Genomic DNA, 21,247 nt, shown 5'->3' on the forward strand with positions numbered 1-21,247 from the left:
GATAATCTAAATTATTTAAAACTAAGTCAAAATCAATTTTTTCATTATCATATACAAATAACTTAATACTTCCATCTTTTATATTTAGATTTTTTAATAATTTTGAGTGTTCATATATTTTATTTAAATCTTTTATATTGATATCTAAACTCTGCTTTTTAATATCTAAACTTGTGTCTAATGTATTAAAATTTAATATTGTGTTTTCTTTAAAATCTATATTAAGTGTTGTATTAATATCTTTTGCATTAATTATTTCATCATCTGCATTTTTTATAATCAATGAGTCTAATTTTACACTACCTTTTGCTAAAGATTTAGATGTATCTATATTTAGATTTACTTTTCCTTCAAACATCTGTTTATGTCTTATATGAGACTCTTTTATTATTACATTTGAGCCTTTTAACTCTACTTTTGCATCTTTAGTAAAAAACTCAAAATCTTTAAGTTTAAAAGTTGAATTTTTAGCTTGAAAATAGCCTGTGGTTTTCATCTGTTTTTCAAGTAAATAAGGAACGACTAATTTAAAAGTAGAGTTTGTAGTACCAGATGTTTGTGTTAAAGGTAAATGAATATCATAAGCTTTTAAAATACCTAAAATATCATCATTTAAAGCACTTTTTGTTTTAATATTTACAACAACTTCACCTTTTGCTTCACTTGTTAAATTATTTATTACAACAGAACTACCATAAAGTTTTGTATTATTATATGTAGGTTTCAACATAGAAAAAAGTAGTTTATCATCTTCATAATCAATTGTTAACTTCTTAGTATTTACTGTATTTGCATTTTTATGAAATCTTATTTTTGCATTTTCAATAGTAGCATTACCTTTAAAAGAGTCCAAAACTGGTTCAAAATTATCAGTTTTTAATTTTCCATAAAGATAATTTAATTTCATTTTCCCAGTAACATTATCATACATCCATGCTTCAGCTACACCGCTTGATAGTCGCACAAAATCTTTTATAAATTTTATATCTTCTAACTCATTTGTATTTGTATAAAAACTAAAATAGTCCTTATCAACTTGTAAATTAAGCTCACCTATTACATCTTTATATGAATAGTTTCCAAGATAAGTTACTATCTCTTTAAACATATCAACTTTAGCTTTTCCTTTAAAAAAAAGCTTTAAATCTTTCAAGTATAAAGAGTAAAGGTCCAAAACTACACTTTTTGAATATACATTAACTTTTGATGAAAGATTAATATACTTATTATCTAAATAAAGATTCTTTTTATCAAAATAAATTGTAAAAGTATTGTCATTTACTTTTAAAGTTTCAATATTTATCTCTTTGAAGTATTTAAGTAAGGAAGGAAGCCTTCTTATGTTAGTTTTCAAATCTTCAATTGAACTACTTGAACCTTGTTTTTTTGATTTATATGTTAACTGTTCTATATTTACAATAAGTTTTTTATCAAACTTTATATACAATTTCGAAACTGAAACTTCACCAAAAGAGATTGAATCAATTTTTATGCCAAAAAATAAGAAAAAAACAAATGCAAAAACTAAACAGACAAGTGTAAGAAAAAAAAGTTTAATTTTATTGGACATTATCGAGTTATTCCTTGTCTTAATTATAGTTGTTCTATTTTATTTAACATTGCCTTTAAGTACTACAAAGGTTATATTTATTCCTAAAGGTACTACAAATAGCATTATAACATATTTAAATAAATCAGGATATGAACTAGGAATTATAGATAAAGTCTATTTAAGATTTTTAGGATACCCACAAAGTGGATGGATTGATATTAAAGAAAACTATCTTACAAAAGCAGATTTTTTATATAAAATCACTACATCAAAAGCAGCGTTAAAAGATATCACTTTAATTCCAGGGGAGACTGCACATATATTTTTAGATGATATTTCCAAAAGAATGAATTTATCAAGAAAAACTTTACAAAAAGTTTATGATAAATATGCCTATAAACAAGATGGAAATATTTTAGCAGATACATACTCTTTACCATATGGAATGAAAGAAGACCATTTACTGTTTTATCTATTTTCAAATACCAATAAGCAGTATGAAGTTATTTCCAATAAAATATTTGGAACATATAACAAAAATAGATGGTATTATTATATTACTCTTGCATCTGTAATTCAAAAAGAGGCAGCTAATAAAGATGAAATGCCCATTGTATCTAGTGTAATTCACAATAGATTAAAAAAGGGTATGAAACTTCAAATGGATGGAACTTTAAATTATGCACAATATTCCCATGTAAAAGTAACTGCAAAAAGAATTAGAGAAGACAATAGTTCATATAATACATATAAAAATAGAGGTCTTCCTGACCATCCTGTATGTGCAGTGAGTGTAGATGCAATAAAAGCTGCAATATTTCCAGCTAAAACAGATTATTTATATTTCGTAAAAAGTGAAAAAACAGGGTTACACATTTTTTCAAAAAGCTATAAAGAACATGTGAATAATATTAACAAAAATAGAATTATTAAAAGAAATTTAAAGAAAAAAAGAAGTAAAAAAACAGAAGAAATACAAAAGAAAAAGAGTATAAAAAAAGCTAAAGAAAGCCCTAAAAAAGAACTCTACGTATTTCCTAAAAGCAATTCTAAAGAAAACACAAAATCAATAAAATCTCTTTTTGAAAATGTGAAATAGTTTATGTGAATTTATGAAACAAACATAGTATTAAATTATATTCCTCTTAGAATTTCAAATGCTATAAAATAAACACATGTTATTATTGTGTACATTTGAATTTGGTTGATTTAACCTAAATTAATTGAACTAAAACTTGAGGAAGAAACATGACAAAACAAACATCGCAGATAATTTACACAAAAGTTGACGAAGCCCCAGCATTAGCAACTTACTCTTTTTTACCTATCATTAGAGCATTTACAAAAAGCTCAAATATTGAGATGGTATCTAAAGATATCTCATTAGCAGGTAGAATTATCGCTAACTTTCCAGAAAATTTAACTGAAGACCAAAAAATTGGTGATCACTTAAGTGAATTAGGAAAGTTAACACAAGATCCAAATGCAAATATTATTAAATTACCAAATATCTCTGCTTCAATTCCACAATTAAAAGCAGCAATTAAAGAGCTACAAGAAAAAGGTTACAATGTACCTAATTATGATGAATCTGAAGAGATAACAGCAAGATATGCAAAAATATTAGGAAGTGCTGTAAATCCAGTATTAAGAGAAGGAAACTCAGATAGAAGAGCTCCAAGTGCTGTTAAAAACTATGCAAAAAACAACCCACATAGAATGGGAGAGTGGAAAAAAGATTCAAAAACAGATGTTGCATATATGAAAAAAGACGATTTTTATGGTGCAGAGGTTTCTACAACTATGGAAAAAGAGAATGATGTTAAAATCTCTTTTTTTGATGAAAATGGAAATGAAAAAGTATTAAAAGCTTCAACTCCTTTAGAAGCTGGTGAAGTTATTGATGCTACAAGAATGAGAGCAAAAACATTACAAGAGTTTTATCAAGAAGCAATTGATGAAGCAAAGAAAAGAGATGTACTACTATCTTTACACCTTAAAGCAACTATGATGAAAGTTTCTGATCCTATTATGTTTGGATATGCTGTTAAGGTATATTTTAAAGATTTAATTGAAAAACATGGAGCTTTATTTGATGAATTAGGTGTAAACTTCAATAATGGAATTGGTGATTTATATGCATGCTTAGATAAAGTTGATGCAGATAAAAAAGCAGAAATCCAAGCAGATATAGCTGCAATCTATGAAAAACAACCAAGACTTGCTATGGTTAATTCTCATAAAGGTATTACAAACTTACATGTTCCTTCTGATGTGATTATTGATGCATCTATGCCAGCTATGATTAGAGGTGGTGGTAAAATGTGGAATGCACAAGATAAAGAAGAAGATACTTTAGCAATGATTCCAGATAGATGTTATGCAAAATCTTTCCAAGCAGTTATTGATGATTGTAAAGAAAATGGTGCACTAGACCCAACTACAATGGGAACTGTTCCAAATGTAGGACTTATGGCTAAGAAAGCTGAAGAGTATGGAAGTCATGATAAAACTTTCCAAGCAGAAGCTAAAGGAACTATTAAAGTTACTGATAAAGATGGAAACGAAGTATTTGCATTTGATGTTGAAGAAGGTGATATTTTTAGAATGTGCCAAGCTAAAGATGCTCCAATAAGAGATTGGGTTAAATTAGCAGTTACAAGAGCAAGACTATCAAATACTCCAGCTATTTTTTGGTTAGATGAAAATAGAGCTCATGATGCAGAACTTATCAAAAAAGTAAATGAATACTTAAAAGAACATGATACTACTGGATTAGATATTTCTATTATGACTCCATTAGAAGCTACTAAAAAATCTCTTGAGAGAATGAGAAAAGGTCTTGATACTATTTCTGTAACAGGAAATGTTTTAAGAGACTATAATACTGACTTATTCCCAATTTTAGAACTTGGTACAAGTGCTAAAATGTTATCAATTGTTCCACTAATGCAAGGTGGTGGATTATTTGAAACTGGTGCTGGTGGTTCTGCTCCTAAACACGTTCAACAATTTGTTGAAGAGTCTTATTTAAGATGGGATTCATTAGGTGAATTTATGGCACTAGCAGCTTCATTTGAACATTTAGCAAACTCACAAAATAATGAAAAAGCTAGAGTATTAGCTAATACACTAGATAAAGCAACAGGAACATTCTTAGAAAATGACAAATCTCCAGCTAGAAAACTAGGTTCAATTGACAATAGAGGAAGTCATTTCTATTTAACAATGTACTGGGCAGAAGAGCTTGCAGCACAAAATGATGATGAAGAACTTAAAAAACAGTTTGAGCCAGTTGCAAAAGCATTAAAAGAGAATGAAAATAAAATCGTAGAAGAGCTTGTAGCAAACCATGGTAAACCATCAGATATTGGTGGATATTATTTACCAAATGATGAAAAAGCATTTGCTGCTATGAGACCATCAGCAACATTAAATAGTATTATAGATTCTATATAAACATTTAATAAAACAAAAAAAAGGGGAAAGTTTTTAACTTTCCCCTTTTTTATTTAAATTGATTTATAACTATTTTAAATAGTTTGCTAAAGGCTCAAGAGCTTTTTTCATTTCATCTTGAGTCATAGAACCATCTAGTGCTCCTTCTTTAACATTTCCTTTTAAAATTTTTGATATAGAACCATTTTCATTTACTAGATAAGCAACATATGTAGTTTTTGCATTATCTGTAACTCCTAATGCTTTTACCATATCCCCATCAAAATCATAAATCATTGGAGTATCTCTTTTTTCTACTAACTCTTCAAGTTTACCTGGAATAAACATTTTTTTAACAAACCAAGGTGCACTTGAAATATTTGCAACCATAACATAAGGAATAGTCATTTCATAAAATTTTGGTAGTTCTCTTACTACTGCTAAAGAGTCATGATTTCCTACTACAATTAAACTTTTCGCACCTTTTTCAAATAAATCAGCTTTTAAAACTTCGTCATCTTTACCTACAATTTCAAATTTTTCTGGTAAATCTGATAGTTTTAAAGAGCTTTGTTCAAGCACTTGCTTAACTTGTGCTGGCTTTTCTGCTGTTGCATAAACTAAAAAACCAAAACCGATTACACCTAAAATAACAATTTTCAAAACGTTTTTCATTTAATCTTCCTATCTTTTTTAAAAAATTCTATCTTATTAATATTAACAGTTATTTAACTTTATTTTTTTAACCCATCTTTTAAAGAGTCTATTAGCTAAAACCTCATATTGAATAGGTTTATTATTTACTAGATAATCTACTAAACAATTGGCTAAATAAGGAGATAAAACAAAACCTCTTCCTCCTATACCATTTAATACATAAATACCCTTTTTTTTGATTAGTTTGTCATCAGTTACAAAACTTCCATTAACTAAATGAGGATATTTTTCAATTGTCTTTTTACTATCTATTAACTCACCTACAATAGGAAAATAATCTACACTACATGCTCTTGCACCAATTTTTGTATTAACTACTTCAATATCATCTAATTTTATAATATCTTCAGCTAAAGATAAAAGTTTTTCTGTATTTTGTTTTTGAGTCTGTTTTAAAAACTCTTTTGCTTCTAAATTAGTATAATTATCTAGTCTATGATGAGTTGCTCCAATACAAATAAGATTTTTATTATTATATTTTTTTGAAGAGCTTACAGAGCACTCTTTATGATAATTAATACTATTTTGCATTGAAGTTAAGATATCAATTCTTTGGCCCCAAACAGCTCTAATTTGAAAATAGCTTTCATCAATTAAATCAGTCTTATAGCCAGTTGTAAGTATTACTTTTGAAGCTTCAATTTCATTATTTATAATCCATTTTTCATCTTTATTTTGTTTTATATTTTTAACTTTATACTCTAAAGCTATTTCAAAATCATTACAAAGAGCATTTGCTACATCTTTAGCAGATACTTTAGAGCCAATATCAAAGAAAAATCCATCTTCATACTCTTTATAATCAAAATCCATAAAAGGTTTATAACTATCAAATTTTAGCCTATCTTCTTCATTTTTAGCAAGCCTATAAACTCCTTTATTTTCAAAATCATCTTTTAAAATATTTTTATAAAAATCTACGGAAAATTTTAAAGCATTATTAACTAATGATTTAAAAGTATTATCTTTACCTAAAAGTGGAGACAAAAACCCACCTGCAGCTTTACTTGCTTGATTTAATACTGCTTTATCTTCTTCTACTAATAAAACACTATTACTATGTTTACATAAAAAATATGCAGTACAAATACCTGCAATTCCACCTCCAATTACTACATACTCATACTTTTTATACATTCTTTTTTAACTCCTGCAATAACTGAAAATTAGGTCTCCAATACCCTTTTCCTCCTCTTAAACTAACACAAACATACTCAGGAAACTTTTTTCTATAAAAATTCAATCTCTCTTTAGTAGTTTTTCCAGTATCACAATAAAAAACAAAAACTGTTCCATGAGGATAGTCTTTCATTTCAAAAGGATTGTAAGTAATAGTTTCAATATTATCTAATGGCTTTAAAATAGTGTCAATAACAACTACTTTTTTACCTTGCTTTTTCAACTCTTTTGAGTATTTAAATAACTCTTCTTGTGTCCATTCATCTTTTTCTAACATTTTTCATACCTATTTAACTATTTTTTGGATAAAATTTATTGGATAACGAATGATTACAAAATAAGGCTTAATATATGAATATACTTGTTGCAGATGACTCTAGAATGGCTAGAAAAATCGTAATGAAATCAATAAATGAGACACTAAGTAATATAGATATAAATATTATTGAAGCGTGCAATGGAGTAGAAGCACTAGATGCTTATAAACAAAATCAAATTGATTTTGTTTTTTTAGATTTAACAATGCCTGTTATGGATGGTTTTCAAGCACTACAAGAAATAAAAAAATTTGATAAAAATGCGAAAGTTATAGTAGTATCAGCAGATATTCAAAAAACATCAATGGATAAAGTAAGAGAGTTTGGAGCAATTGATTTTGTTAAAAAACCTATTAGTTTAGAGAAAATGGATAAAATAGTAGAAAAGATATTATAGGGTAATAAAATATGACTAATAACATAATACTAAATGAAGATGAAAAAGATTGTTTACAAGAACTTATGAATATAGCATATGGTTCAGCAACTGCTGCAATCACTGAAATACTTGATGCATTTGCAACATTAAGTATTCCTAAAATTGAAGTTATAAAAACAACAGATTTAAAAAAACATCTAAATAAAGAGCTAAACTTAGAATCTACTCATTTTGTATGTATGCAACAAATAAATGGCCCAATTGCTGGAGAAAACCTTTTCGTAATTGACAATAATTCTGCTAGAAATATTGCTATTAAATTTGGCTTAGATAATGAAGAGATTACAAATGAAGAGCTTTGTGATATTATATTAGAGATTACAAATATTCTTTCTTCTTCTACTATTAGTAAACTTGCTGAAGATATGGAAGCAAAAGTATCTTTTTCTCCACCAGATGTAAAAATACTTGATAATATAAATAAACTTGATAATCAATTTATTGAAAAATACCAAAATGTAATTATTATCTCTACAAAACTAAAATTTGAAGATTTGGATATTGATGGACAACTAATGATTTTAACAACAGATAAATCTATTGACTACATAAAAACAGTAATAAATAGACTTCTTGAAGAGATTTAAAATGAAATTTGAAAAATTTGATTTTATATGTAATACAGTCGATAATGGTGTAATTATATTAGATGATACGTTAAAAGTTTACTTTTGGAATAGTTGGCTAGAAACAAGAACCAATATAAAAGCAGATGATATAGTATCAAAAAACTTAATAGACTATTTTAAAGATATAAATGAAAAAACTTTAAAAAGAAAAATAAAAGCATCTTTAGCTTTAAATTCAGCGACTTTTTATCATACAGGTATAAATAAGTATTTACTAAATATTGAGCTAAATAAAGTTGCAAATAAAGTTTTTGATAATATGCAACAAGGTGTCACAATTACACCATATGATAAAACAAATAAACTTGTAGTTTTATATATTTATGATAATACAATACTTTGTGAAACAAATCATGAATTAGAACAAACTAAAAATCATCTTGAGGACTCATTAGAAGAGATTAGTCTTCTTTTAAACACTACTTTAGAAGCTATTTTCTTATTTGAAAATGATAAGTGTGTAAATGCAAATAAAATTGCTTTAGAACTATTTAATTATTCAAATAAAGAAGAAGTATTAAATAAAGAGATTTATGATTTTATTGATTCAAAATCACTAGAAAAAATAATTCAAATTGATGAAAAACCAATTGAATTAAAAATGACAAAAAAAGATAATTCAACTTTTCCTGCACTAACAAGAATAAAAGACACTAAACTTAAAAATAAAATGTTTAAAATCCTAACAGTAATGGATTTAAGTGAACTAAAACAAAAAGATAAACTTTTAGTAGAACAAACAAAAATGGCTGCACTAGGAGAAATGATAGGAAATATTGCCCATCAATGGAGACAACCTTTAAGTACAATTAGTACAGCAGCAAGTGGTCTTAAAATGCATAAAGAGTTAGATATTATTACAGAAGAGATTTTTGAAGAATCAATTCATGCAATTATTAGAAACTCGAAACATCTTTCTCAAACGATTGATGATTTTAGAGATTTTTTAAAAAGTGACAAAAAGAAAGTTGAATTTGATATAAAAGAGAATATTCAAAGAAATATAACTATTTTAGAAGGAACTTTGAAAAATCAATCTATTCAACTAATACTAAATTGCAAAGAAAGTTATATTATAAAAAGCTATCCAAATGAGTTCACACAAGCTTTCTTAAATATAATCAATAATGCAAAAGATGCTTTTTTAGATAAAAATATTGATTTAGATAAAAGAGTAATAGTAATTGATATTTATAAAAAACATGAAAATATAATTTTAAAAATACAAGATAGTGCTGGTGGAATTGAACCACAAATAATAGATAAAATCTTTGAACCATACTTTACAACTAAACATAAAGATGTAGGAACAGGTCTTGGTTTATATATGACTCATCAACTAATTGATGTCAGTATGAATGGTAAAATTGAAGCTTTTAACAAAAAGTTTAGCTACAATGACTTAACTTATTATGGTGCTTGTTTTAAACTAACTCTTCCTATAATATAAGCATTTTTGAGTCTATTATGCCAAATACTTTTTTTAAGTTGATTGACATAGACTCAACTTTTTTGATATAATATTATTTAAATACAAACAATTATAAATGGAGTATAAATGGCAAAAAGTTTATATGAAACACTAGAAATTAATGAACATGCATCTGTAGATGAGATAAAAAAAGCATATAGAAAATTAGCAAGAAAATACCATCCAGATGTTAATAAAGACCCAAAAGCAGAAGAAAAATTTAAAGAGATTAATGCTGCATATGAAGTTCTTAGTGATCCTGAGAAAAAACAGCAATATGATCAATTTGGAGACTCTATGTTTGGTGGTCAAAACTTCCATGACTTTGCAAGAGGACAGGCAGGTTCTGGAATAGACTTAGATGATATTCTAAGACAGATGTTTGGTCAACAAGGTGGTTTTGGAGGTGGTGGCTTCTCAAGCGCTTTTAACCAAGGAGGCTTTGGAAGCAGTGGCTTTGGTGGATATGAAGAGCCCGATTTAGATATGAATGCACAAATTACTATTGCATTTGACACATCTATTTTAGGTGGCAAACAACATATCTCATTAAATAATGATTCTTTTGACATTAAAATACCAGAAGGTATTAAAGATGGTCAAAAGATTAGAGCAAAAGGTAAAGGAAAAGCTTTAGGTTCACAAAGAGGTGATTTAATTATTAAAGTTAATGTAGCACCTAGTCCTGAATATGAAAGAGATGAATCTACGCTTATCAAATCTTTTGATATTCCACTAATTACTGCTTTATTTGGTGGTAAAGTTGAAATCAAAACTATTCATAAAACAATTACTTTAAAGATTCCTGAAAATACAAAACAGAATCAAAAGTTTAGAGTAAGAGAACTTGGTGTTTATGATAGGAAAACAGGTAAAAAAGGTGATCTTTATCTAAAAGCAAATATCAAACTTCCAAAAGTTGAACAATTAGATGAAGATTTAGTACAATTACTTAAAGAGAAGTTACCAAAGGAGTAACAAATGGAAAATAAAGCGTATACTGAGCCTGTGTATCTTATCTCAGCTGTGGCTCAAATACTTAATATTCATCCACAAACTTTAAGACAATATGAAAGGGAAGGCTTAATCAAGCCTTCTCGTACAAATGGTAAAATTAGACTATATTCTCAAAAAGATATTGACCATATCAAATATGTTTTAACACTAACAAGAGAACTTGGAATTAATCTAGCTGGAGTTGATTTAATATTAAGATTAAACGAAAAAATTGAGAAATTAGAAAATGATGTAAATAAATATAAAAATAGATTAAAAGAGATAAATAATTTTGGAGTAGTTCCTAACTCAAAAGCCTTAGTGATAAAAAAAAGTTCATACGATATAGTTATATTTGAAGAGTAAACTCATACTCTTCATCTATAATTGATATTGAACTACATACTCTCTCATCAATGGTGGAATATCTAAATAGTTTTCATCATTAACTGATAATTTAACATTTGCATTATCTTCTTGTTTATTTTTGTCTGAATCATCATCTATCTCATTTTTAGATTCAAACCCAGTTGCTACAATAGTAATCTTAACTTCATCTGTTTGTAAAGAACTATCAGTAGTTGTACCAAAAATTATCTCTGCATTAGAATCAATATTATCATGAATTGAGCCCATTACATTATTAATTGCAAATAGTGACACTTGAGGATGAATATTAAAATGAATTAAAATACCCTTAGCACCACTTAAAGAGACTTTATCAAGCAATGGCGATTCAATTGCATCTTCTAATGCTCTAAGTGCAGCATCTTCCCCTTTTGCTTTTCCTATACCCATAAGAGCCATTCCCTTATGTTGCATAATTGTTTTTACATCTGCAAAGTCTGTATTAATATCTGAGTTTCCTGGATTTAATATAACTTCACTCATACCATTTACAGCTTGATACAAAATATTATCAATAATTTTAAAGGCATCTTTCATACCAACATTTTCATCAATAATATCTAATAATCTATCATTTGGAACAACTATAATTGAATCACTTACTTTTTTAAGCTCTTCAAGTCCTAAATTTGCAAGCCCTGCTCTTTTTTTACCTTCCCAAGTAAAAGGTTTAGTTACAACAGATACAGTTAAAGCACCAACTTCTTTTGCAGCTTTTGCAATAATTGAAGCAGCTCCTGTTCCTGTTCCACCACCAAGTCCTGCAGCAATAAATATAATATCTGTCCCTTTAAGAGCATTTTTTATATCTTCATAACTCTCAACAGCTGAGTCTCTACCTATTTCAGGTTTCATTCCAGCCCCAAGACCTTTTGTAAGTTTTACACCCAATTGAATCTTTTTGGGTGCTTTTGATATATTTAAAACTTGCAAGTCTGTATTTGCAGCAATTAAGTCAATTTTATGAGTTCCCTCTTGAATCATGTGGTTTATCATATTACAACCACCTCCACCGACTCCAATTACTGAAATCTTAGCTATATTTTCCCCGATTGTCTGATTAGGCATTTCCACTGTAATATCATCCACATTAAATAAATTATCCATTAAAACCACTCCGAAACTTTACTCCAGAATCTAGACATACCTTTACCCTTATCTTTTTTTGATAATGTTGGTAGTTTAGTACTATCTTCTTTTTCTAAAGTCTCATTGATTTTTTCTTTTAATTTCTCTTCTTTAACTACTGGTTCCTCTTTTTGTACAGGAGGAATAGTTAGCTCCTCTTTCTTCACCGCTCTTTTCATTAGCTTCTTATTAGAATCTAATTCATAAGTTCTATTATCATCAAGACCATAAAAAAGAAGCCCAACAATTGTTGACATAGTTGGGTCATCAAAATTCATATATCCATTTTTAATATTTATTGGATTTGAAATTTTTATAGGAGTATTTTCAAATACTTTTGTAGCAAGCTCTTTAATACCTGATAGTTGACTCATACCACCAGTTATAACAATACCTGCACCAATATTCTCTTGTATACCACTTTGTTTTAATTTATTTTTAACAAGTACTAAAATCTCCTCAACTCTTGCATGAATTATAGTTTGGATATGATCAAGTGAAACTTCAGAAGTACTTTGTTCATCTCCAATTCTTGGAATTTTAACTTTTTTAATCGTTAAATCTTCATTTTCATTTGATTTTAGTAAATTTCCATATTTAATTTTAAGTGTTTCTGCTGCATTTGGAGGAGTGTGTAACATTACTGATAAATCATTTGTAATATGATTTGAACCAACAGGGATAAAGCCATTGTAAACAATTGAGCTCCCCTTATAAGACACAAACTCCGTAGTTGTACCTCCAATATTTATTACAGTTGCTCCAAATTTATTTTGCTGTTCATCTAATAAAGATATTGCACTTGCATATCCATCTAATACAAAATTTGTAAGCTCAATTCCTACTTGCTTTAATGCTGATTTTACATTTGTTAAAGCTGTTCTTTTAGCAGTTACAATATAAACAGCTACTTCAAGTCTTGAACCATTCATATTTAATGGATTTTCAACATCTTTTGAATCATCAACTTTAAAAAATATTGGTAATACATGAACAACTTCATACTCTGGAATAATAGTTGCATTATATAAAGCCATTTGCATAACTTGATTTATTTCAGTCTCTGTAATAAGTCCATTTGGAACATTTACAGAGCCTAAACTTCTTAAACCTTTTGTATATGCACCAGAAATAGATATAACAGAGGAGTCAATTACTTCTGATGTACTTCCTCTTGCTATATTAACTGCATTCTTAATAGCTTTAGAAGCCACTTCAATATTTGTAATTGACCCTTTATTTATACCTTCACTTTTACTTGTTCCCGTACCTAATATATTTATTTTACCATCTAAATTATTTTTTGCTATTACCGCTGTTATACTAGTAGAACCAACGTCTATGGCTAAAAGAGTCTTATTACTCAATGACTATTCCTTTATTTCTAATGAAGACTGAATTTCATATCTATTTTCAAGTCTTTTTATTAGGTTATTCATTAGCTCTGAATTTTGTAAGTTTTCAAGAGTTTGCTTAACACTTGCATCTCTTGATTCTTCATAGTTTGCAAATCTTGAATCATTAATTTTAAATAGTACTACTTTATTTCCTATTCTTACTTCACCTTTTTTAGTTTCAGTATTAAATAGTTTTTCTAAAAATTGTGAAGCCTCCATTTGATTTAAACCACTTACTTTTGAGATAGAACTTCTACTAACCCAACCTATGTTTGTACCTTTAAAATTATCTAACTCTTTCTTAGATAGCGCTTTTAGTTTTAAAGATTTTTCATTATTTATAAAATCTTGAGTTACTTTTGCCTTTGCTTGCTCAAAAGTTAACTGCTTTGGAAACATCTTTTTGTTTAATTTTACAATAATATATTTATCACCATGTAAAAAAGGTTTTTTCAAATCACCAGCTTTTGCTTTAGTAATTATAGTATTATTTTTACCATATGGTAACTGATTTTCAAAAAGAACTATATTTTTAGTAAACTCTTTTTGATTTTTCTTGTATTTAATATACTCTTTTAATGCATCTCTTTTCGTATCTTTTAAATCAAGGGCAAATTGAACATCATCTTTAGCTTCTTCAAAGTTCTTAATTTTGTCATTCTCTTTTCTAAAATCAGTTTTAAAATTCTCATAATATTTTTTCATATCTTCTAAAGAGTGATTAGCTTTTTTTACATCAACTACTGCATAATCAAAATCATATGAATTATCTGATAAATAGTTTGCTTTATTCTTTTCCCAATACTCTTTAATCTTATTATCATCTTCTTTAACAACAATACTATTTGCATCTAAAATCTTAATGTCAATATTATCTTCTAAAAATAGTAATTGATTTAAAAGCTTAACTTCCGTATTTGTTGCCGAAACTTGAAATAAACCTTCAATTTTTTGAAGAAGAATACTTCTTTTTAATGAATCTTCAAACTCAGTTGCAGTTGTTCCATTTCTATTTAAAACTTTAATATATGTGTCTTTGTCAAATTTTCCATTTTTTATAAATGCATCATATTTTAAAAGCTCTTTTGCTATATCTTCATCAGTTACTTGCAGTCCCAATTCATCAGCATAAGATAAAATAAGATTTTTTTCAATTGACATTTTATATGCTAAATCTTTTAATTTTAGTTTATCTGCCATTTCTTGGTTGAAATCTTTTCCAAAAATTCTTGAGTATTGTTCATATAAAGTTGAGTACTCTCTTTGATATTCACTTACTGAAATTTCTCTATCCCCAACTACAGCAACTGCTCCACCTTGTTTACCAAAGTCATAGCTTCCCCAACCTACAAATCCAGCACCAACAAAAGCTATCGTACTAATCCAAATAGTACTTACTAGCCACTTCTTATGTCTTTGCATCCAAGTTATCATATAATATATTCCTCTAAAAATTTTCTAAATATATTACAGAAAAGTTGCTTTTAGTTACGTTAAATTGTAGTTTGCATCAAATCATTTATTACTGATTCTCTTTTTGTAGTTTCAATTCTTTTACAAGCACTTTTAAAAGCATCATCTTCTCCTACAATATAACACATACTTTTTGCTCTTGTTATTGCTGTGTATAAAAGCTTTGTATTGTGCATAATATAGTGAGAAAAACTCATAGGAATCAAAGCACTATCATACTCCATTCCTTGTGTTTTATGAATAGTTAAACAGTAAGCTAAAGATAATAATGAATTTAAATCATCCATATCATAAAAAACTACCATATCATCATTTGGATATAAAACAATACATTTTTTGTCATCAAAATCAAGTTTAATAATCAAACCTAGTTGACCATTAAAAACTCTTCTTTCTAAAAAATCTTGTGAGTTTGATTTGTACATATTCATTGTTTGACACTTCATATTTTCATTTTTTATATGAATAACTTTATCACTCAATTTATATTCATACAATCTAGTTTTTACTGATTGTTCTCTTGAACTATTATATAATTTTTGAAGTTGCATATTTAAATTTTCTACACCTAAAAGACCACCTTTCATAGGGGTTATAACTTGAAAAAGTGTTAAAGCTTTTGAAATATCTTTATTTTTTATTAAAGTATAAAATTTTTTTATATAACTAGCTGAGATATTTAGAATATTATTTAATATCATATCAGAGTTTTTAACTCTTATTGAAGCAAAATCATTGGATGATACAGAATTTTTAATTGCATAATAGTTATCAATAGATACATCAATAAATTTAAAATCTTCATAGTTTTGTTTATACTCAGGAACTTTACCTTGCCTAATATCATTTGCAATAACTGCAATTGCTTGATTCTCATTTTGTCTATATATTTTTGTAAGTTTACAAACAGATGCAAGGTCATATTTAATTGCATCAGAAAGAATATTTCCAGCTCCAATTGCAGGTAACTGTCCATCATCTCCAACTATTATAAAAATTGAATCATCAGAAATTTTTGAAACTATTTGATAAAAAGTAACTGAGTTAACCATAGATGCTTCATCTAATAAAACTACCTTATAAGGAAAAAAATCTTTCTCTTTATGTTTTACTAATAAAGATTGGATTGTTGAACTTTCATAGCCTGTTGTATCGGCAATTCTTTGACTTGCAATACCACTTAAAGCAATTGTTATAATATCATCATAACCTACTATTTCTTCAAGAAGTTCCAAAATAGCTCTACTTGATGTAGATTTACCAGTTCCTGCATAACCGATTAAAAATAGTGTATTTTGACCTTCATTTATAAGTTTTACTGCCTTTTTTTGCTCAACACTTAATTTAAACCCTAAAGTTTGTTCTTTTTTCTGTAAATAATCATCTATATTTGAAACAATATTTTTTAAGTGTCTTTCATCTTTTCTTCTTTTAAAAAACTCTAAAATATTTTTTTCTGCTCTATAAAGCATAGATAAAGCAACTCTATTTTCACTAGTTGTAAAAAGCTCTTCATTTGCAAGCATTTGAACTATACAGTTTTCATATAAAATCTCTTCATTACAAAATCCTAATGACTCATCTAAAAGCCTATATAAATGATACTTATCAATAGAAGAGTTCCCATTATTATCACAAAACTCTTTTAAAGTATAATTTAAACAAGCCATTATTCTAAACTCTGAACGTTCATCAATTCCTAAAGATTTAGCAATTTCATCAGCTTTTTTAAATCCTATTCCTTTTATATTAATTAAAATATATGGATTTTGTTTTATTTTCTCAATTAAGTCTTCAATCTCTCCAAAATTTGAATAGATTTTTGTAATTAGATTTGAGCTAACTCCATATTTTGATAGAAAACTACCAAGCTCTCTTAGGTGTTGAAACTTTTGCCATGAAGAGACAATCTTTTCAAGTTTTTTTTCTTTTATTCCTTTAAATTTAAGTAACTCTTCTGGATTTTCATTTAAAACTTTTATTAACTCTTCTTCACTATATTTTTCTAATAACTCTTTAGCAAACTTTTGCCCTATTCCTTTGACGATTTTAGTTAAAAAAAAGTATAACTCAGCCTCTTTTATCTCTAATGTATCAAAAACAAACTGTACTCCATACTTTTTATGAGTAACCCAATTACCTGTAAGTATAATCTCTTCACCAACAATCTTTTCTATATCAGTATCAAAATATACTCCACAAATTCTTTGATTATTTTCTAAAACTGCAGAAATAAATTTTGTCTCTTCATTTTTATAAAATACTTTTTTTAATACTCCTGATAGTTTATAACTTTTTTGCTCTTCCATTAATATCCATCATTGAATTTTGATTTTTTGTGCTTCTCTTTTTTGTAAGTTTTTTTCTTCTTCTCTTTTTGAAGTAGATTTGCATCTTTTAAAAGTATTGCTCTTTCTTCTTCAAAACTATCAGTAGAGTTTTGTATATAAGACATGGTTTTATTTATAAACTCTTTTAATTGAGTTAAATAGTTTGAATGAAGTTCAACTGCTTTTACTCTATGTAAATCTTCATAATTTTTTTTAGTTCTTATTATAAAAAGCTCTTTATCAAACTCTTCAAGTTTAAGTAAAGATAGAGTTCTTGTAAAAAACTTCTCTAAGACTCTTATGTATCTAATTCTTTGTTGTTTTTCGTGCATTACATAAATAACTTTAAAATATTCTCTTTTGGCCTTGCAATTACTGCATTACCATCTTTTATAACAACTGGTCTTTGTATTAATTTAGGATTATTTACCATTGCTTTTATAAGTTCTTCATCTGAAGTAACATCTTTTAGTTTTAACTCTTTATATATAGATTCTTTAGTTCTTATTAAATCTCTTGCACCAATGCCTAACATTAAAAGTACATCTTTTATCTCTTGTTCATTTGGTGTATCTTGTAAATATTTAACAATTTTTATATCTAAATCTTTCTCTTCTAAAAGCTTTAAAGCATCTCTTGATTTTCCACATCTTGGATTGTGCCAAATAGTTACATCTTGCATTATAATCCTTTATTCCTTCATTTTTAAAAGATTATACCAAAAAAAATTTTATCCAATATAAATTATTACAAACTGCAAGATTTCAAAAATTTGGAAGTAAGTCATTTAATCCTTCTAATCCTAACTCTTTTAAATCTAAATGTATCTGTCCCATTTTTTTTGTTTTATTATTTACAATTATTGGAGCAAAAGTATTTAGACTATTATCACTATTATGAGATTGAAGTACAAAAATATAATAAATTGATATTTCATCAATACTAGATATTTGTAGTTTATCTTTAAACTCATCGGGTAACTGGAAATTTAAAGATTTTAAAGCTCCAAAACTCATAAGTCTTAATGTAGCATCTGTATCTACACCTTTTATAATTGAGAAAAAATCATCAATCTTTTCTAAAGTAAATCCTTTTTCACTTTCAAAACCATCAATACTTACTACTACATCATACTGCATAAGTTATAGCCTTTGTAATATAGATAAAATATTTTACAAAAACAAATTGTATAAGTCAATTTGAGAAAAACTTCTATTTTATGCTATACTTTATTTTATGTTAGTTGGAAATAGTAATTCACTTTTAAATATTCTTTTACCAAACCAAGATAATAAGGTACTAAAAGATGTGCTTAAAGAAGCAGATGCAAAAGCACTAAATAGTATGATGAAAAATAATGCATCAATTCAAGATGTCTTAAAAAATCTATTTGATGATATTAAAAGTGGTAATAAAAGTAATGAAACTATTCAAAATATATTAAAAAACTCTTCTTTATTTAAAGATTTAGGTAGCTTTACAAATAGTTTAAAATCTTTATTATCTCAAATATCAACAGAACCCTCTTTAAATAAATATAAACCTTTATTAGAATCATTTTTAACACAAATAGATAATTTAGATGAAAATAGCTTAAAACAACTTCTTTCAAAATCAGGAATATTTTTAGAATCTAAAATTTTAGAAAAAGCAAATAGCTCTAACCTTCCTACAAAACTACAAGATTTATTAAATCAAGTAAAAAATCTTCTAAAAGATATTGATACACCACAAACAAAACAAATAAATGAACTAATATCTAAAGTAACAACATCATCAAATCAAACAGCTACTTCTATGCAAACAGATATTAAATCAATTATTAATTTGTTACAAGATTTATCTAAAAGTTTAAATGATAAAAATATACAAAATCTAAATAATCTTACAAACCAATTAAAATCACTAGACTTAGATGCTCAATTAATTGAATCAAAACTTCAAAATAGTTCAAATACACAAAATATTAAAGATTTAATCACAAATTTAAAACTTGAACTAACACAAACTAAAAGCTTAGAAGCTGCAACTGTACTAAAAAATCTAACTAGCTTAAGTATGATGGATTTAGAACAACCACAAATAAAAAATGCTTTGCTTAATACTTTACAATCTTTTGAGTTTCAAAGTAGTAGTATAAAAAATCCAAATCTTCAAGAACTAGCAAATAAATTAACACAAGCATTACAAAGCTCAAATTTAACAAACTTAAATACAGAAGCATTAAATGAGCAAAAACAACAAATAACTACTCAGTTAAAAGATATTTTATCACAATTAAAAAATGAAGTATTAATAAATAAAAATATCGAGCCACAAAAGTTACTAACTCAAATAGACAATATATTAAATCAAAAAGATATTTTTTCAAATAATAATAGCTTAGAGCCAAAAACTTTACTAAATCAGCTTTTAAATAGTACAGAAATGAAAAACAGCTCTTTATTAAATAGTAATATATCAAATTTAGTAAATCAATTAAAAAATTTAAATGATGATATTATTTCAATTGAAAATAAAATTTCAAATAACCAACTTGTAACAAATGAAAAAACAACAGTTTTAAATCAAATAAAAGAGACCTTAAATCTATTAAAAAATGAGCTCTTACAAGCAAATACTATTCAATCAAAAGTTTTAATTCAAACAATAGACAAACTTTTAAATATGCAAACTCTTTTTGATAAATTAGAGATTCCAAATGATTTTAAACTACTTCAAACACAAAATAATAGTCTATCTACATTTCAAAGTAATTTCTCATCAAATATAAATGCTCTTTTATTAAATCTAAAACAAAGCATAACTAATATTTCATCAAATCCAAATTCATCTTTTTTACAAAATGAAATTTTAAAAACAGTAGATATGATTGAAAGTGCTTTAAAACAAGGTATTTTAACAACATCAAATCTACAAAATATTAAAAGTGATAATAGTGCAATCCAAAATGATATGAAAACTATACTTTTACAAATGCAAGAACAATTAGCTTCAAAAACTTCTGATTCAAACAGCTTAACAGAAGCCTCAAAAAATATTGACAAACTACTTTTCCAAGTGGATTATTATCAACTACTATCTTTAAGTTCAAATGCAAACTATGTATATTTACCTTTTTTATGGGATATGCTAGAAGATGGCTCAATTGGTATGAAAAAAATAAATGAAAAAAAATTTTATTGTGAAATAAATTTAACATTAAAAGATTTTGGACAAGTTCAATTACTTCTTGCTTTGTATGAAAAAAACAAATTAGATTTAACAATTTTTGCTTCAAGAGATAATTTTAAAAAACTTTTAAAAGAACATCTTACAACTTTAAAACAGTCTTTAAATGGTGCGGGTTTAATACCTATGGATATAAAATTAATTGATTTAGAAAAAAGAATAAAACAACAAGAAAATACACAAAATATTTACTCACAAAAAAATGATGACTTTAAAATGGGACTTGATATAAGAGCTTAAAATGGAAAAACAACAAATTCAAAAAGCAGCAGCACTAAAATATGATTTAGAAAAAGACAATGCACCTAAACTTGTTGCAAAGGGTCAAGAACAAGTTGCAAAAAATATAATAAAAATTGCAAAAGAGAATGACCTTCCAATAAGAAAAGATGAAGACTTAATAGAGTTATTATCAAAACTTGATATAGATAAAGAGATTCCTTCAAGTATGTATAAAGCAGTAGCAGAGATATTTAGCTTTATTTATGACTTAACAAAAAAAAATAAAGAGCCTTATAAAAAATAAGATATGGTTTTGATAC

At 26.6% G+C, this 21,247-nt stretch carries 19 protein-coding genes and 1 pseudogene; 9 read left to right on the top strand and 11 right to left on the bottom strand.

What is annotated here, in order from left to right; all coding sequences use genetic code 11:
- On the bottom strand, positions 1-1,354 hold a 1,354-nt coding region (locus CP960_RS00020), incomplete at its 3' end, for a YhdP family protein (protein ID WP_265734440.1).
- Between the two features lie 136 nt (positions 1,355-1,490).
- Here CP960_RS00020 and mltG point away from each other — a divergent pair.
- Together mltG and CP960_RS00030 are read left to right on the top strand one after the other, a co-directional pair.
- Positions 1,491-2,468: pseudogene (gene mltG / locus CP960_RS00025) on the top strand (endolytic transglycosylase MltG); the annotation flags it as partial.
- A 332-nt stretch (positions 2,469-2,800) separates the two neighbouring features.
- Positions 2,801-5,011, top strand: coding sequence for an NADP-dependent isocitrate dehydrogenase (locus CP960_RS00030; RefSeq protein ID WP_101183131.1), 2,211 nt, complete (start codon positions 2,801-2,803; stop codon positions 5,009-5,011).
- A 69-nt stretch (positions 5,012-5,080) separates the two neighbouring features.
- Here the strand turns inward: CP960_RS00030 and CP960_RS00035 are convergent, their stop codons facing one another.
- Genes CP960_RS00035 through CP960_RS00045 form a run of 3 tightly spaced genes read right to left on the bottom strand, consistent with a single transcriptional unit; the run spans position 5,081 to position 7,163 of the window.
- Positions 5,081-5,665 carry a hypothetical protein gene (locus tag CP960_RS00035; RefSeq protein WP_101183132.1) on the bottom strand — a complete coding sequence of 195 codons (585 nt, stop codon included), beginning with the start codon at positions 5,663-5,665 and terminating at the stop codon, positions 5,081-5,083.
- Between the two features lie 42 nt (positions 5,666-5,707).
- The gene (locus CP960_RS00040) at positions 5,708-6,844 is read right to left on the bottom strand and encodes an FAD-dependent oxidoreductase (RefSeq protein WP_101183133.1); all 1,137 of its coding nucleotides are present in this window, start codon (positions 6,842-6,844) and stop codon (positions 5,708-5,710) included.
- Positions 6,837-7,163, bottom strand: a complete 327-nt coding sequence (locus tag CP960_RS00045; protein WP_101183134.1) for a type 1 periplasmic-binding domain-containing protein — start codon at positions 7,161-7,163, stop codon at positions 6,837-6,839. The genes CP960_RS00040 and CP960_RS00045 overlap by 8 nt, the downstream gene beginning before the upstream one ends.
- 74 nt (positions 7,164-7,237) lie before the next feature.
- Here CP960_RS00045 and CP960_RS00050 point away from each other — a divergent pair, with 74 nt between their 5' ends.
- The 5 genes from CP960_RS00050 (at position 7,238) to CP960_RS00070 (ending at position 11,104) form a co-directional block, all read left to right on the top strand.
- Positions 7,238-7,600: a response regulator gene (locus CP960_RS00050; RefSeq protein WP_101183135.1), complete on the top strand. Its 363-nt coding sequence runs from the start codon at positions 7,238-7,240 to the stop codon at positions 7,598-7,600.
- 11 nt (positions 7,601-7,611) lie between these two features.
- Complete coding sequence (locus CP960_RS00055) at positions 7,612-8,229, top strand: chemotaxis protein CheX (RefSeq protein WP_101183136.1); 618 nt, start codon at positions 7,612-7,614, stop codon at positions 8,227-8,229.
- A gap of 1 nt (position 8,230) precedes the next feature.
- Positions 8,231-9,721, top strand: a complete 1,491-nt coding sequence (locus tag CP960_RS00060; RefSeq protein ID WP_101183137.1) for a PAS domain-containing sensor histidine kinase — start codon at positions 8,231-8,233, stop codon at positions 9,719-9,721.
- A 108-nt stretch (positions 9,722-9,829) separates the two neighbouring features.
- Positions 9,830-10,720, top strand: coding sequence for a DnaJ C-terminal domain-containing protein (locus CP960_RS00065; protein ID WP_101183138.1), 891 nt, complete (start codon positions 9,830-9,832; stop codon positions 10,718-10,720).
- Between the two features lie 3 nt (positions 10,721-10,723).
- Complete coding sequence (locus tag CP960_RS00070; protein ID WP_101183139.1) at positions 10,724-11,104, top strand: heat shock protein transcriptional repressor HspR; 381 nt, start codon at positions 10,724-10,726, stop codon at positions 11,102-11,104.
- A 15-nt stretch (positions 11,105-11,119) separates the two neighbouring features.
- Here CP960_RS00070 and ftsZ read toward each other — a convergent pair whose 3' ends face one another.
- From ftsZ to fliW, 7 genes are all read right to left on the bottom strand, one after another.
- Entirely contained in the window at positions 11,120-12,253 is a 1,134-nt protein-coding gene (ftsZ, locus tag CP960_RS00075) for a cell division protein FtsZ (protein WP_101183215.1), read from the bottom strand.
- Positions 12,253-13,641, bottom strand: coding sequence for a cell division protein FtsA (ftsA, locus tag CP960_RS00080; RefSeq protein ID WP_101183140.1), 1,389 nt, complete (start codon positions 13,639-13,641; stop codon positions 12,253-12,255). The genes ftsZ and ftsA overlap by 1 nt, the downstream gene beginning before the upstream one ends.
- A gap of 3 nt (positions 13,642-13,644) precedes the next feature.
- Positions 13,645-15,105, bottom strand: a complete 1,461-nt coding sequence (locus CP960_RS00085; protein WP_101183141.1) for a peptidylprolyl isomerase — start codon at positions 15,103-15,105, stop codon at positions 13,645-13,647.
- A gap of 59 nt (positions 15,106-15,164) precedes the next feature.
- Positions 15,165-17,453 (bottom strand): AAA family ATPase, encoded by a 2,289-nt coding sequence (locus CP960_RS00090; protein ID WP_101183142.1) that lies wholly within the window; start codon positions 17,451-17,453, stop codon positions 15,165-15,167.
- The gene (locus tag CP960_RS00095; RefSeq protein WP_101183143.1) at positions 17,453-17,806 is read right to left on the bottom strand and encodes a hypothetical protein; all 354 of its coding nucleotides are present in this window, start codon (positions 17,804-17,806) and stop codon (positions 17,453-17,455) included. The genes CP960_RS00090 and CP960_RS00095 overlap by 1 nt, the downstream gene beginning before the upstream one ends.
- Complete coding sequence (gene arsC, locus CP960_RS00100; protein ID WP_101183144.1) at positions 17,806-18,156, bottom strand: arsenate reductase (glutaredoxin); 351 nt, start codon at positions 18,154-18,156, stop codon at positions 17,806-17,808. Before arsC ends, CP960_RS00095 begins: the two co-directional genes overlap by 1 nt.
- A gap of 82 nt (positions 18,157-18,238) precedes the next feature.
- On the bottom strand, positions 18,239-18,613 hold the full coding sequence (fliW, locus tag CP960_RS00105) for a flagellar assembly protein FliW (RefSeq protein WP_101183145.1): 375 nt from the start codon (positions 18,611-18,613) through the stop codon (positions 18,239-18,241).
- 97 nt (positions 18,614-18,710) lie between these two features.
- Between fliW and CP960_RS00110 the strand changes: the two genes are divergently transcribed.
- Both CP960_RS00110 and CP960_RS00115 read left to right on the top strand, forming a co-directional pair.
- Positions 18,711-20,945, top strand: coding sequence for a flagellar hook-length control protein FliK (locus CP960_RS00110; protein ID WP_101183146.1), 2,235 nt, complete (start codon positions 18,711-18,713; stop codon positions 20,943-20,945).
- Between the two features lies 1 nt (position 20,946).
- Positions 20,947-21,231, top strand: coding sequence for an EscU/YscU/HrcU family type III secretion system export apparatus switch protein (locus CP960_RS00115; protein ID WP_101183147.1), 285 nt, complete (start codon positions 20,947-20,949; stop codon positions 21,229-21,231).
- Positions 21,232-21,247 lie beyond the last annotated feature (16 nt).

It is taken from the genome of Malaciobacter halophilus (genome assembly GCF_002837275.1).
Lineage (GTDB): Bacteria > Campylobacterota > Campylobacteria > Campylobacterales > Arcobacteraceae > Malaciobacter > Malaciobacter halophilus.

Excerpts from the sequence above, each read along its gene's own strand:
- CP960_RS00070 (WP_101183139.1), top strand. The coding sequence starts at position 10,724 with ATGGAAAATAAAGCGTATACTGAGCCTGTGTATCTTATCTCAGCTGTG.
- CP960_RS00030 (WP_101183131.1), top strand. The coding sequence starts at position 2,801 with ATGACAAAACAAACATCGCAGATAATTTACACAAAAGTTGACGAAGCC.
- CP960_RS00095 (WP_101183143.1), bottom strand. The coding sequence starts at position 17,806 with ATGCACGAAAAACAACAAAGAATTAGATACATAAGAGTCTTAGAGAAG.
- arsC (WP_101183144.1), bottom strand. The coding sequence starts at position 18,156 with ATGCAAGATGTAACTATTTGGCACAATCCAAGATGTGGAAAATCAAGA.
- CP960_RS00110 (WP_101183146.1), top strand. The coding sequence starts at position 18,711 with ATGTTAGTTGGAAATAGTAATTCACTTTTAAATATTCTTTTACCAAAC.
- CP960_RS00045 (WP_101183134.1), bottom strand. The coding sequence starts at position 7,163 with ATGTTAGAAAAAGATGAATGGACACAAGAAGAGTTATTTAAATACTCA.
- CP960_RS00050 (WP_101183135.1), top strand. The coding sequence starts at position 7,238 with ATGAATATACTTGTTGCAGATGACTCTAGAATGGCTAGAAAAATCGTA.
- CP960_RS00035 (WP_101183132.1), bottom strand. The coding sequence starts at position 5,665 with ATGAAAAACGTTTTGAAAATTGTTATTTTAGGTGTAATCGGTTTTGGT.
- CP960_RS00055 (WP_101183136.1), top strand. The coding sequence starts at position 7,612 with ATGACTAATAACATAATACTAAATGAAGATGAAAAAGATTGTTTACAA.
- CP960_RS00090 (WP_101183142.1), bottom strand. The coding sequence starts at position 17,453 with ATGGAAGAGCAAAAAAGTTATAAACTATCAGGAGTATTAAAAAAAGTA.
- CP960_RS00065 (WP_101183138.1), top strand. The coding sequence starts at position 9,830 with ATGGCAAAAAGTTTATATGAAACACTAGAAATTAATGAACATGCATCT.
- CP960_RS00040 (WP_101183133.1), bottom strand. The coding sequence starts at position 6,844 with ATGTATAAAAAGTATGAGTATGTAGTAATTGGAGGTGGAATTGCAGGT.
- ftsZ (WP_101183215.1), bottom strand. The coding sequence starts at position 12,253 with ATGGATAATTTATTTAATGTGGATGATATTACAGTGGAAATGCCTAAT.
- CP960_RS00085 (WP_101183141.1), bottom strand. The coding sequence starts at position 15,105 with ATGATAACTTGGATGCAAAGACATAAGAAGTGGCTAGTAAGTACTATT.
- CP960_RS00060 (WP_101183137.1), top strand. The coding sequence starts at position 8,231 with ATGAAATTTGAAAAATTTGATTTTATATGTAATACAGTCGATAATGGT.
- fliW (WP_101183145.1), bottom strand. The coding sequence starts at position 18,613 with ATGCAGTATGATGTAGTAGTAAGTATTGATGGTTTTGAAAGTGAAAAA.
- CP960_RS00115 (WP_101183147.1), top strand. The coding sequence starts at position 20,947 with ATGGAAAAACAACAAATTCAAAAAGCAGCAGCACTAAAATATGATTTA.